Genomic DNA, 12,700 nt, shown 5'->3' on the forward strand with positions numbered 1-12,700 from the left:
GCGCGCGCCGCAGTCGGCCGCGGCCGCGGCGAGGCGGGCGGCCGGCTGCGCGGGGTCGAGCAGCACGGCCAGCGCGCCGGCTTTCAGCGCGCCCAGCAGGCCGACCACGAAACGCGCCGAACGCTCGATGCAGACGACGACCGCCGCTTCGGCGGCCACGCCGCGCTGCGCCAGCGCGCGTGCGATGCGGTTCGACGCGTCGTCGAGTCCGGCGAACGTCAGCGATGCCGATGCGTCGGAAAGCGCGACGCGATGCGGATACGCGGCCGCCTGCCGTGCGAACGCGGCGACGATGTCGGCGTGTTCGACGCACAGCGCACGGCCGTCGCGCGGCTGACGCGACGCAGCCGACGCATCGCACGGCAGCGCGGCCGTCGTGGCGTGCGGTTCACGCGCGGCGGATGCGACGAGCGCCGCATAGCTGTCGAGCCACGCGCGCGCGGTATCGGCATCGATGCAGTCGGTCGCATACGCCGCGACCAGCTCGATCCCGTTCGCGTCGTCGGTGAAATCCAGCGCGAAGTCGAAGCGCGCGGCGAGATCGGGCCCCGGCGTCGCGACCGCGGTCGCGCCCGGCAGCACGCTGTCGTGCCGGGCGTCGAACTGCTGCGCGAACTTCACGCGCAGCCATTCGTCGCCGCGCTTGACGGGCGGCTTCACCGCATCGACGACGCGCTCGAACGGCACGTCCTGATGCGCGACCGCATCGAGCGCCGCGGTGCGCGCCGCATCGACGAGCGCGCGGAACGGCAGCGTCGGCGCCACGCGCACGCGCAGCGCGACCGTATTCAGGAAAAGACCCAGCAACGCGCGCGTTTCGGGGCGCTGGCGATGCGCGACCGGCACCGCGACGACGACGTCCGTTTCGCCGGTCACGCGCGACAGCCATGCGTCGAGCGCGGCCAGCAGCACCGTGAAGACGGTCGCCTGCGCATCGCGTGCGAGTTGCCGCACGTCGGCCGCGACCGCATCGGGCAGGCGCACCGACACGCGCGCGCCGTGCAGCGTACGCACGGCGCCCGGCTGGCGATCGACCGGCAGCGCGAGCGGGCCCGGCACGTCGCGCAACGCGCCGCGCCAGTAGTCGAGCTGGCGCTCGCCCTCGCCGCCGGCCAGCATGTCGCGCTGCCAGTCCGCGTAGTCGGCGTACTGGATCGGCAAGTCGGGCAGCGACGGTTCGCGGCCTTCGGCATAGGCGCGATACGCAGCCGACAGTTCGTCGAACGCGCAGCGCGAGCTCCAGCCGTCGGTGATCGCGTGATGCGCGGTCAGCAGCAGCCGGTGACGGTCGTCGGCGAGCACGACGAGCGTCGCGCGCAGCAGCGGGCCGCGCGCGAGGTCGAACGGCGCGGCCGCGTCGCGCTCGGCGAGACGCGCGGCTTGCGCGTCGCGGGCGGCCGGCGGCTGGTCGCGCAGATCGACGGCGGCGATCGACACCGGCAGATGCGCATGAATCCGCTGCATCACAACGCCGTCGTCGTTGTCGACCAGCGTCGTGCGCCATGCTTCGTGACGGCCGATCACGTGATCGAGCGCGCGCTGCAGCGCGTCGCGGTCGAGCGCCCCGTCGATCGTCCAGTGCGCGGCGATGTGATACGCGGCGCTCGCGTCGCGCGTCTGCGCGAGCACCCAGAAGCGTTGCTGCGCGAGCGATGCCGCGCGATCGACGTATGGCGCGCCCGATACGGCCGCATCGGCCGGCGTGCGGCGCGCGGCAATCGTGGCCAGCGGTTCGCCGGTCTCGCGCTCCGCGCGATCGACGGTTTCGGCCAGTTCGGCGAGCGCCGGATCGGCGAACAGCGTGTCGAGCCGAAGGTTCACGCGCACGGCGGCACGGATCGCGGCCTGCAACTGCATCGCGGCGAGCGAATCGGCGCCGAGCGCGAAGAAGCGATCGGCGCGCGATGGCGTGACGTCGAGGCCCAGCAGCGTTTGCCAGAGGCCCGCGATCTGCTGTTCGGTCGGCGTGCGCGGCGCATCGCCCGCGGCTTGCGTCGTGTCGCGTGCGGCGGCAACCCGCTGGGCGGCAATCCGCTCGCGCAGCGCGGCACGGTCGAGCTTGCCGTTCAGCGTGTACGGCAGCGCATCGCAACGCACGAACCGGTGCGGCTGCCACGCGGCCGGCAATTGCGCGGCCACGTGCGCCTTCAATGCGGCATCGTCGGCCGCCGCGCGCAGCGCGACGCACGCGATCAGCCGCGTCGGCCCGCTGGCGGTTTCGGCCAGCACGGCCGCGTCGGCCACGGCCGGGTGCGAGCGCAGGCATGCGGCGATTTCCGCCGGCTCCACGCGCACGCCGCGCACCTGGACCTGATCGTCGAGGCGGCCGAGATAGTCGAACGCGCCGTCGTCGCGCAGCCGTGCGAGGTCACCGGTGCGATAGACGCGCGCGCCGGGCTCACCGTCCGCATCGGGAATGAAACGTTCGGCCGTGAGCGCCGGGCGACCGTGATAACCGCGAGCGACGCACACGCCGCCGAGCAGCAGTTCGCCCACCCCGTCGCCGTCGGCGCCGTCGATGCGCGCGACGCGCGGGCCGATCGCGCGGCCGATCGGCAGCGACGCATACGCGTCGTCGGCGGCCAGCACCGGCGTCTCGCCCGGCTCCACCGGCCACAGCATCGGCGAAATCACGGCTTCGGTCGGCCCGTAACCGTTGATCAGGCGCACGGCCGGGAACGTGCGGCGCACGAATTCGAATGCCTGCTGCGGCAGCGCTTCGCCGCCGAACGCGAGCACGCGCAAGGCCGGCGGCACGCCGTCGCGTGCGGCGACGGCCGCGAACTCGCGCAGGTAAGCAGGCGGAAATGCGGCGACGTTGACCGCTTCGCGCACCATCAGCGCATGTGCAGCGTCCGGCGCGAACGGCTGCGGCGGCGCCACGACGATGCCGGCGCCGACCGCGAGCGGCGCGAGCCAGCATTCGTGCGCGGCGTCGAAGTTGACCGACGCGAAATGCAGCAGACGGTCGCCCGCCTCGATCGGCAGCGCGGCCGCGAGCGCGTCGCAGTGCGCGGCAAGCGGCCCGTGCTCGACGACCACCGCCTTCGGCGTGCCGGTCGAGCCCGACGTATAGATCATGTACGCGGCCGAACGCGGGTGCACGGCCACGGCATCGTCGTCGAACGCGTGAACCTGCGCGACGCCCGACGCTTCGGCCGTCACGTCGAACGCGTGTTCGAACGGCGTGCCGAGCGCCGCGCGGCCGGCGGCGTCGACGATGCCGTGCCGCAGTTGCACATCCTGCACGATCCAGTCGAGGCGCGCGGCCGGATGGCGCGGATCGAGCGGCACGAACACGCCGCCGGCCTTCAGCACGGCCAGCAGCGCGACGAACAGTTCGCCGGAACGCTCGACGCACACGCCGACCCGCACTTCGGCGCCGACGCCGGCCGCGCGCAGTTGCCGGGCGAGTTGCGATGCACGTGCGTCGAGCGCACCGCGCGACAGGCGCAGGTCGTTCTGGAAAGGCACCGCGATGGCGGGTGCGTCGGGCGCGAGGCGCGCCAGTTCGCGGATTCGGTGATGCAGCGCAGTCGGGAAACTCGTCATGTGCGTGAAGTCCTTCGGTCCGGCCGCTTCGGCCAAGTCTCGGGGCCGCGAGGGGCGGCTTCACTGGTGTGACGAACGACGCAGCCGATTTTTTACCGTTTTGCGCGCAAAGTGCGTGCGACCGCTTTTTTTGACGATGGGACTAAATATTTGCGCGGCCCGTTCGTCTATCAGGGAGGAAAGCCGCAACGGGGCTCGCCCCGCCCGCCGCTTTCGCGTCAGATTTGCCGTTTTCGCGTTATTGCCTGCCCTCCCTTTACCGACGTTGCCGATGACAGCCGCCCACGAGCCTTCTTCCCCGCCGTCCCTCGACGCTTCCCCCGGCCGCCCCGCGGCGCGCCTGATCCTCGCGCTGCTGCGCGAAAGCCGCGTGTCGCTCACGCTGGCGCTCACCGCGTGCGTGCTGAACGGCGTCGCGAGCGTGCTGCTCGTCGCGACGCTGAACCGCGCGCTGTCGCAACCGGGCGCCGCCGACGCGGCGCTCGCGTGGCGCTTCGCGCTGTGCGCGGTGATCGCGCTCGTCACGCGGATCGTGTCGGGTACGCTGTTCGCCCGGCTGTCGCAGGACACGATGGCGCGGCTGCGCGTGCATCTGGCGCGGCGCGTCGGCGCGGCCGAACTGCGCGACATCGAGCGCATCGGCGCGGCGCCCGTGCAGTCGGTGCTGACCGACGACGCGACCAACGTGTCGATGCTGTTCTTCGCGCTGCCGAACCTGGTCATGCACGGCTCGATCGTGTTCGGCTGCCTCGGCTATCTGGCGTGGCTGTCCTGGCCCGTGTGCCTGCTGGCGCTGGCCGCGATCATCGCCGGCTCGCTCGGCTATCACACCGGCGACCGCCGCGCGATCGCGGCGCTCGAAGCCGCCGGCCAGGCGCAGGACCGTCTGTTCGGCTATCTCGGCTCGCTGTTCTCTGGCGCGAAGGAACTGAAGCTGCACGATGCACGCGCCCGCCAGTTCGTCGACGGCCAGCTCGGCGCCGCGATCGGCGAGGTGCGCGACCACCGCCGCCGCGCGTTCAGCGCGTATGCGGTCGGGGTCGGCTGGATCATCTTCCTGTTCTACGTGTTTCTCGGCGTCGCGTCGTTCTGGCCGCAGCTCGGCGTGCATGCCGACCCGGCCGCGGCCGCCGGCTACGTCGTCGTGTTCCTGTTCATGCTCGTGCCGCTCGACGGCCTGCTGAACAACTTGCCGACCGTCAACGCGGCGCGCGTGTCGCTCACGCGCATCGAAGGCGTGATGGCCGAATTCGGCGCGCTGCGCACGGTGCCGCCCGCGGCCGATGCGCCCGACGTGCCGCCGGCCGGCGCCGTCACGCTGCGCGGCGTCACGCATGCGTATTTCCACGAACGCGACGAACGGATGTTCAGCATCGGGCCGATCGACCTGACGATCAAGCCGGGCGAGCTCGTGTTCATCGTCGGCGGCAACGGCAGCGGCAAGACGACGCTCGCGAAGGTGCTGACGGGGCTCTACGAGCCCGAGCAAGGCACGATCGAGGTCGACGGCCGCACGATCGGCTGGCGCGAGCGCGCGGCCTACCGGCAGCGCTTCAGCGCGGTGTTCAACGATTTTCACCTGTTCGATGCGCTGCTGGGCATCGTCGACCCCGACGACCCGTCGCGCGCGCAGGCCGATGCGCGGGCCAACGCGCTCGTCGCGAAACTCGCGCTCGACCACAAGGTGAAGGTCGTCGACGGCGCGTTCTCCACGCGCGCGCTGTCGACCGGGCAGCGCAAGCGGCTCGCGCTCGTCGTCGCGTATCTGGAGGATCGTCCGTTCTACCTGTTCGACGAATGGGCGGCCGATCAGGACCCGTCGTTCAAGGCCGTGTTCTACGAGCAACTGCTGCCGGAGCTGCGCGCACGCGGCAAGGCCGTGATCGTGATCACGCACGACGACCGCTACTTCGATCTAGCCGACCGTCTGCTGAAGCTCGACAACGGACGCATCGTCAGCGACACGCAGCCGGCGCGCCTGCGTGCGCAGGACGGCGTCGATGCGCTGAGCGCGTAACCCGACACGACGGTCGACGAGAAAAATCGCCGGCACGCTGCATTCATTGGCAGTGTGTCGGCGATTGTCGTTTCAGCGGGGAATGTTGCTGACGCGTGGTGAAAAGGAAAGGTGGAAACCGCGCGTCGTGAGGTCGGTCGCAACGCCCTGCCCGTCAAACGCAGCATCGTCCGTGGCTCGACGCGCGCCGCGCGCTCAACGCACGGCCGGCAGCTTCAGCATCGTATCGGTCATCACGTCGGCCAGCTTCAGCGCCGACATCGGACCGCCGAACCCCCAGATGTTGCGCTCGATCAGCGCGATCCGGTGCGCCTTCAGCGCGGGCACGAAACGCCACACCGGCGAATCGAGTTTCGCCGACAACGGCACGTCCATCCCCGACGCGGTCACGAACAGCACGGCCAGGTCGCGCTGCCGCAGCAGATCGGCCGACGTCACGTACAGCGTCCCTTCCCGCGTCGGCTTCTTCGGCCACGGATCGAGCCCGAGCGCGCGCGAGAGACCCGCCGACGTGCTGTTGCCCGTATAGGCCCAGTAACGGTCGGGCAGGCCGAGATCCTGCAGCAGCGCGACGCGCTCGCCGTGGCGGCCCGCGGCCGCGAGCCGCGCCGCATTGCGCGCGATGCCGGCGTCGAGTTGCGCTTCGACCGCCTGCGCGCGCGCGTCGCGGCCCGTGACCGCACCGATCGTCCGGAAGATCTGGCGCATCCAGTCGAGCTGCGTGACGGGCACGCCGCCTTCGGACACGTTCGGGCTGAACTGGAACAGGATCGTCGGCGCGATCCGGTCGAGCGCATCGAAGATCGGCGCATGCCGGAAACCGACGCCGATGATCAGGTCCGGCTTGACCGCCGCGATCGCCTCGAGCCCCGGCTCCTGCCGCGAGCCGATGTCGGTCACGTGCGCGAGCTGCTCGCTGCGATAACCGAGCCAGCCCGGGTAGAACGCGGTATCGGCCATCCCGACCGGCACGAGGTCGAGCGCGATCACGCTTTCCGCGAACATGAAGTCGAGCGCGACCACGCGCTGCGGCCGCACGGGCATCTTCGTGCTGGCCTGCGACACGACGGGATTGCCGGCCAGCGACACGGCGCCCTGTGTACCACGTGCATCGCCGGCGACGGAAGCCGCAGCGGCCGATGCGGAAAACGCGCCGCAGCATGCGGCGCCGAGTGCCGCCGCGAGCGTGCCGAGCGCGTGACGGCGGCCGGCGTGCGTCACCGGCACGCGTCCTGCTCGGCCAGCGCCGCGTCGTCCATCGTCAGTAGCAGGGGGCAGCTTCCACACAGTTGCGTTTCTCCAGGAATTTCGTAGCGCAGGCAGCACACGCGGCGCGCGCGAAACGGCGTCGGCAGCAGCGGCGAGCGCGGCACCGCATCGCGCACGGGCTGGCGCAGCGGATTCGGTTCGCCGCGCACGCAGGTCGAACCGAACAGCCAGTCCGCATCGCGGACGGGATCCACCGCGCACGGCAGCGAACGATACGTATCGAGCAGATAATCGAGCAGGTTGCCCGCGTTGCTCCACAGCACGCGCGGCGTGACGCGGCCCATCGCCGCAAGCAGGTCGATCACCGCGCCGAGATGCGCGACGAGCCCCGCATAACGCCGCGCGGGATCGACGCACGGCGCGCCGAGCGCATCGTTCGCGAAATACAGCGCGGCCGGCATCCCGTCGTCGAGCGCGACGAACGTGCGCTCGGGCGTCATGTCGAGCGGCCGGCCGAGCGTCAGCGCGGCGACGACGCCGGCCGGCGCCGCGCGGCCGAAATAGTATTTGCTCCATTGCGACATCAGCGCGCGCGCATGCTGCGCGGGATCGCCGCCGTAATGGTCGACCATCGCGGCGAGCACGGCGTCGCGATGCGCGGGCAATTCGGCGACGGGCACGACGATACGGCCCGGCGCATGCACGTGTGCATCGTCGGGCATGCCGAGCCAGACGACGTCGAGATGTTCGGCGAACGGTTGCGGCGCGAACGCCGAAAAGCGCGTGGCGCGCGCGCCGTCGAGCGCGGGCGTCATCGCCCCGCGCGCCGGGCGCGGCGCCCCTCGAGAATCAGCAACCCGAGCAGGTACGGCGCGCCGATCAGCGCGGTCAGCACGCCGGCCGGCACTTCGCGCGGCGCGACGACCGTGCGCGCCGCGAGATCCGCGACGCCGAGGATCAGCGCACCGCACGCCGCCGCGAGCCACAGCCGTGTGCGATGCCGGCGCGCGCCGAGCATCGTCGCGACATGCGGCGCCATCAGCCCGATGAAGCCGACCGGCCCGACCGCCGCGACGGCCGCGCACGCCGCGAGCGTCGCGATCGTCAGCGCGAGCGGCCGCAGCGCGGCCACCGGCAGGCCGAGCGCGGCCGCCTGATCGTCGCCGAGCGCGAGCATGTCGAGCGGCTTCGCGAGCCACGCGAACACCGGCACCGCGAGCACGCACCACGGCAGCAGCATCGACACCTCGCCCCAACTGCGGCCATACGTGCCGCCGACGAGCCACACGACGAAGCGCGCGGGCTGCACGCTTTCCTGCGTGATCAGCCATTGCGCGAGCGTGGTCCACAATGCGCCGATCACGATGCCGGTCAGCGCAACCGCGAGCGGCGCGTAGCGATGCCGGTGATTCAGCGCGAGCGTGATCGCGAGCGACAGCCCGCCGCCGGTCAGCGCGGCGGCGGCAAGCGTCACATGGCCCATCAGCGGCCACGTCGACAGCGCGAACAGCGTGACGAGCCCCGCGCCCTGCGTGACGCCGAGCACTTCGGGGCCCGCGAGCGGATTGCGTACGACGCTCTGCATCGCGACGCCGCTGACGGCCAGCAACGCGCCGGCGAGCAGCGCGCACAGCAGGCGCGGCATGCGCAGGTCGATCAGCATGCGCGCGAGCGCATCGTGACCGGACAGCGCGGCCGACCAGCGCGCGGGCGACAGCCACTCGGGGCCGGCCGACACGCCGACGAAGACCACCAGTACGCCCGCCACGACGAACAGCGCGGTGCGCAGCGGCCAGCCGAGCCGTTCGAGCCAGCCGACGAGCCGCGTCGAGCCGCCGCCCGTCGCGCGTTCGGCATCCGCATGCAGCACGCCCGACCAAGCGGCGCCGCGCCGGATCATCGCGAGCATCAGCGGCGTGCCGACCAGCGCGATCGCAACGCCGGTCGACAGCGTCGCGTCGAGCCCTGACGCGAGCACCGCGCTGTCGGTGACGAGTACGAGCGCGCCGCCGGCGAGCGCCGACAGCGGCACCAGCACGCCGAGCCGCGCCGCGCGCGCGCCGCGTATCTGGCGCAGCAGATTCGGCGCGACGAGGCCGACGTACGACAGCGGGCCCGCGATGCTGACGGCCACGCTCGTGAACGCGACCGCGACGATCGTCGCGGCGAGCCGCGTCGCATCGACGCGCACGCCGGCCGCGGCCGCCGCATCGTCGCCGAGCGTGAGCGGATTCAGCGGCCGGATCACGAACGGCAGCGCGACGAGCGGCACGACGAGCCAGCGCGCGGCGAGCGCGAGGCCCGTCGCGCCCGGCTGGTACAGGCTGCCGTTGGTCCACAGCGCGGCGCCCGCGATGTTCTGCTCGAAGAACGCGAGTACGAGCGTCGACAGCGCCGCGAACAGCAGCATGCACACGCTGCCCGCGAGCACGAGCCGCAACGGCGTCGCGCGCCAGCCGCCCGCCGCGACGATCGCGCACGCGGCGGCAGCGAGCCCGCAGACGAACAGCAGCGGCACCGACGCGACACCGGCCAACGCCGGCACCAGCATCGCCGCGAGCAGGCCGAGCTGGGCGCCGCCCGTCACGCCGAGCAGGTCGGGCGACGCGAGCGGGTTGCGTGTCAGCGATTGAAACAACGCGCCGGCGATGCCGAGGCAGCCGCCCGCGACGAGCGCGGCCGCGACGCGCGGCAGGTTCAGGTCGAACAGGAACACGTGCGCGAGCGCGGCGGCATCGCTGCCGGGCGCCGCATCCCACCACACGCGCAGATCGGGGGCGATCCGTAGCGCGGCGAGCAGCGCGATCAGCACGACGAGGCCGAGCGCAATCGCGCCGGCCCGCCCTTTGGCCGCGCCCCTGCCCGTCGCCGCGAGGCGCTTGCGCATCGCGAACGTCGTCATACCGCGAGATCCCGATCGAAAACGCCGGCCGCCTGCGGCGCGCCGTCGGTCGACGGCCCGTAGGCCGGCACGCACATCGGCGCGCCCGTCTGCGGATGCGCGAGCTTCAGCATCTCGACGCCGAACGCCGCACGCAGCCGCGCCGGATCGAGCATCGCGTCGGGCGTGCCCTGCGCGACGAGGCGACCCGCGCGCATCAGCACGATCTCGTCGCTGTACGCGGCCGCCTGATTCAGGTCGTGCAGCACCCACACGATCGTCAGCCCGCGCGCGCGGTTCAGCGCACGCAGCGCATCGAGGATGTCGAGCTGGTGATGAATGTCGAGGTAGGTCGTCGGTTCGTCGAGCAGCACGATCGGCGCCTGCTGCGCGAGCGCCATCGCGATCCACGCACGCTGGCGTTCGCCGCCCGACAGCGCGCCGACGTCGCGCTCCGCGTCGCCCGCGAGGCCGCTCGTGTCGAGCGCCTCGTCGATCGCCGCATGATCGGCCCGCGACAGGCCGCGCAGGAAGCCGCCGTACGCATAGCGCCCGTACGCGACGAGCTCGCGCACCGTGAGGCCCGACGGAATCTGGTTGAACTGCGCGAGCATCGTCAGCTCGCGCGCGAGCGCGCGGCGGCGAAACGACGCGAGCGGCCGGCCGTTCACTTCGACATGGCCGGCACGCGCGGGCTGCAGGCCCGCCAGCGTGCGCAACAGCGTGCTCTTGCCGCAGCCGTTCGGTCCGCACAGCGCGGTTACGCGGCCGGCCGCGATCGACAGGTCCAGCCCGTCGATCACGACATGGTCGCGATATCCCACCGACAGCCCGCGCGCGGCAAGCGCGGCGGTACTACGCGTCATCAATCCTCCGTTCGGTCGCGCGGGACCGTATAACTCTGCGCCATCGCGACGACGACCTTGCGCGGCCCCTCGAACGGGTCGCGCGCATGCGCGGTCAGCATGTTGTCGAGCATCAGCACGTCGCCGGTGCGCCACGGGAACACGATGCGCTGCTGGTCGAGCACGCCGCGGATCTGCGCGAGCACGTCGGCCTCGAGCGGTTCGCCGTCGCCGTAATACACGTTGCGCGGCACGTTCTCCAGCCCGACCGCGTCGACGAGCGCTTCCTGCATGTCGTCGTCGAGCGCCGACAGGTGAAACAGGTTCGCCTGGTTGAACCATACGCGATCGCCCGTGCGCGGATGACGCGCGACGGCCTGACAGCGTTCGCGTGTGCGCAGCAGCAATTCGCCGTCGTCGTCGGTGCGCCATGCGCATTCGATCCCGCGCGCCGCGCACATCCGCTCGACCTCGGCCGGCTCGTCGGTGCCGAACGACTGCTGCCACGGCAGGTCGAGGCCCTGCCCGAAATTGCGCACGTACAGCAGTTCGCGCTTCTCGAAGCGCGCGACGAGCGCGGGATCGAGCGCGCGATACACGGCGCGGCTGTCCGCGATCGGCGTCGCCCCGCCCTTCGGCGCGGCGAGCGCGCAGTGGAACCAGATGCGCAGCGGCCATTCGCGCGTGTACGACTGCTCGTTGTGCAGCGGAATCGCGCGGTGCGGCGGGTATTCGGTCGACGTGTAGACCGCGCCCTCGACCTGACTGCGCGGCGTCGACGCGTATTCATAGCCGATCAGCGGATCGCCGAACGAGGCCGCGAATTGCTGGAATGCGTCGATCGACGGCACGCGAAAGCCCGTGAACAGCACGCCGCCCGCCCTCTCGAGCGTGTCGGCCGCGATCTCGCGCGCGAGCGGCGCGACCTCGTCGATCGACATCCCGTCGTTGCCGCGCGGCGACACGACGGTGGGCAGTCCCGGCTCGATACGCAGGTCGTCGAGCGTCGGCAACGAAAGCAGGGTCATGCAACGTCCTCTTCAGGTGGCGCGCCGCGCATGCGGCGCAACGGGTCACGACGCGCGCGTCGCGCGCTCGCCGTCCATCGCGCGGCGCAGGCTCGCGGGGCGCATGTCGGTCCAGACGGTCTCGATGTGCGCGAGGCAGTCGGCCTTCGGGCCGCTCACGCCCACTTCGCGCCAGCCGGCCGGCACGGGCCGGAACGTCGGCCAGATCGAATACTGTTCTTCGTCGTTGATGACGACCGTATAGACGAGATCGTCGGTGTCGGCGGAAGGCGTCGGGGCTTGCGTCATGATCGGAAATCGCTGGGCGGTTTAAGGAGGCGAAGCGGCGAATTCGGCCGCTCCTGTCTGATAGACGGTTGGCCGGCGCGTTTTTTTACCGCCGCCGCGCGCGGCCGCCCAGGAACACCGGGCAGGCGACGCCGCGATGGCACGCGTCAAGGCATTCCGCGCAGTGGCGCTCCGCGTCGCGCACCATGAAATGCACGAGCGTCTGCGACACGTTCAGCGCGCGCGCCGCGGTCTGCAGCGTCTCCTCGCGCAGCCGCACCATCTCGAATGCGGCCCGGCTGCGCGCCGGCAGATCGTCGAGCGCGGCCCACACGCGCCGCAGCGTGTCGCGCGTCATCAGCGCGGCTTCCGGCGTCGGCTCGGGCGACGGCACGTCGAAGCCGTCGTCCTCTTCCGTGTGATAGATGTTTTCGAGGCTTTGCCGGCGGCACGCGTCGATCGACGCATTGCGCACCATCCGCGTCACGTACGCGACCGGCTGACGCACCGCGTCCTGGTTCGGGAATTCGACGAGCTTCACGAACACGTCGTGCACGACGTCCTCCGCGCGGCTCGCGCAACCGACGAAGCCGCGGGCGACGTTGACGAGCATCGCGCGATGCGAGATCAGCACGTCGAGCAGCGCGCCCTGCGCACGGTCGGCCGCCCGGCGCGCACGAGGCGCGGCGCGCGGCGGCAGGTCCGGATAACTGCCGAGGAACGGGTTCGCCGCTGCCGCCGCCGGTCGGTCGAGCACTTCCGCCATCGCCATCGATCTGCTCCGTCAAATTCCGAGATAGCGCAATTTAACGTAAACGCAAATCATTCTCAATCCGATTACAGGATGACCCTTCCGGTTGTCGGGATTTGTCTGAACAATCGACGGAATCCATGTTTTGAC

At 71.4% G+C, this 12,700-nt stretch carries 9 protein-coding genes; 1 reads left to right on the forward strand and 8 read right to left on the reverse strand.

The features are described from left to right. The coding region (locus QZM15_RS27425; RefSeq protein WP_302107613.1) for an amino acid adenylation domain-containing protein at window positions 1-3,552 on the reverse strand (3,552 nt) is incomplete at its 3' end. Window positions 3,553-3,823: 271 nt separating this feature from the next. Between QZM15_RS27425 and QZM15_RS27430 the strand changes: the two genes are divergently transcribed. Beyond that, window positions 3,824-5,569 carry a cyclic peptide export ABC transporter gene (locus tag QZM15_RS27430; RefSeq protein ID WP_059643301.1) on the forward strand — a complete coding sequence of 582 codons (1,746 nt, stop codon included), beginning with the start codon at window positions 3,824-3,826 and terminating at the stop codon, window positions 5,567-5,569. Between the two features lie 195 nt (window positions 5,570-5,764). Here the strand turns inward: QZM15_RS27430 and QZM15_RS27435 are convergent, their stop codons facing one another. From QZM15_RS27435 to QZM15_RS27465, 7 genes are all read right to left on the reverse strand, one after another. Then, window positions 5,765-6,790, reverse strand: coding sequence for an ABC transporter substrate-binding protein (locus QZM15_RS27435; protein ID WP_302107614.1), 1,026 nt, complete (start codon window positions 6,788-6,790; stop codon window positions 5,765-5,767). Then, on the reverse strand, window positions 6,787-7,593 hold the full coding sequence (gene fhuF / locus QZM15_RS27440; protein ID WP_302107615.1) for a siderophore-iron reductase FhuF: 807 nt from the start codon (window positions 7,591-7,593) through the stop codon (window positions 6,787-6,789). Before fhuF ends, QZM15_RS27435 begins: the two co-directional genes overlap by 4 nt. After that, window positions 7,590-9,680, reverse strand: coding sequence for a Fe(3+)-hydroxamate ABC transporter permease FhuB (gene fhuB / locus QZM15_RS27445; RefSeq protein WP_302107616.1), 2,091 nt, complete (start codon window positions 9,678-9,680; stop codon window positions 7,590-7,592). The genes fhuF and fhuB overlap by 4 nt, the downstream gene beginning before the upstream one ends. Then, entirely contained in the window at window positions 9,677-10,525 is an 849-nt protein-coding gene (locus QZM15_RS27450) for an ABC transporter ATP-binding protein (RefSeq protein ID WP_059584107.1), read from the reverse strand. Before QZM15_RS27450 ends, fhuB begins: the two co-directional genes overlap by 4 nt. Next, window positions 10,525-11,532: a TauD/TfdA family dioxygenase gene (locus QZM15_RS27455; RefSeq protein WP_059584109.1), complete on the reverse strand. Its 1,008-nt coding sequence runs from the start codon at window positions 11,530-11,532 to the stop codon at window positions 10,525-10,527. The genes QZM15_RS27450 and QZM15_RS27455 overlap by 1 nt, the downstream gene beginning before the upstream one ends. A 45-nt stretch (window positions 11,533-11,577) precedes the next feature. Then, a complete protein-coding gene (locus QZM15_RS27460; protein WP_006476052.1) occupies window positions 11,578-11,820 on the reverse strand; it encodes an MbtH family NRPS accessory protein in 243 nt (80 codons plus the stop codon). An 85-nt stretch (window positions 11,821-11,905) separates the two neighbouring features. Continuing rightward, window positions 11,906-12,571, reverse strand: a complete 666-nt coding sequence (locus tag QZM15_RS27465) for an RNA polymerase factor sigma-70 (protein ID WP_302107617.1) — start codon at window positions 12,569-12,571, stop codon at window positions 11,906-11,908. Window positions 12,572-12,700: the final 129 nt, after the last annotated feature.

It is taken from the genome of Burkholderia sp. AU44665 (genome assembly GCF_030504405.1).
Classification (GTDB): Bacteria; Pseudomonadota; Gammaproteobacteria; order Burkholderiales; family Burkholderiaceae; genus Burkholderia; species Burkholderia semiarida.

Excerpts from the sequence above, each read along its gene's own strand:
- QZM15_RS27450 (WP_059584107.1), bottom strand. The coding sequence starts at position 10,525 with ATGACGCGTAGTACCGCCGCGCTTGCCGCGCGCGGGCTGTCGGTGGGA.
- QZM15_RS27430 (WP_059643301.1), top strand. The coding sequence starts at position 3,824 with ATGACAGCCGCCCACGAGCCTTCTTCCCCGCCGTCCCTCGACGCTTCC.
- QZM15_RS27465 (WP_302107617.1), bottom strand. The coding sequence starts at position 12,571 with ATGGCGATGGCGGAAGTGCTCGACCGACCGGCGGCGGCAGCGGCGAAC.
- fhuF (WP_302107615.1), bottom strand. The coding sequence starts at position 7,593 with ATGACGCCCGCGCTCGACGGCGCGCGCGCCACGCGCTTTTCGGCGTTC.
- QZM15_RS27455 (WP_059584109.1), bottom strand. The coding sequence starts at position 11,532 with ATGACCCTGCTTTCGTTGCCGACGCTCGACGACCTGCGTATCGAGCCG.
- QZM15_RS27460 (WP_006476052.1), bottom strand. The coding sequence starts at position 11,820 with ATGACGCAAGCCCCGACGCCTTCCGCCGACACCGACGATCTCGTCTAT.
- fhuB (WP_302107616.1), bottom strand. The coding sequence starts at position 9,680 with ATGACGACGTTCGCGATGCGCAAGCGCCTCGCGGCGACGGGCAGGGGC.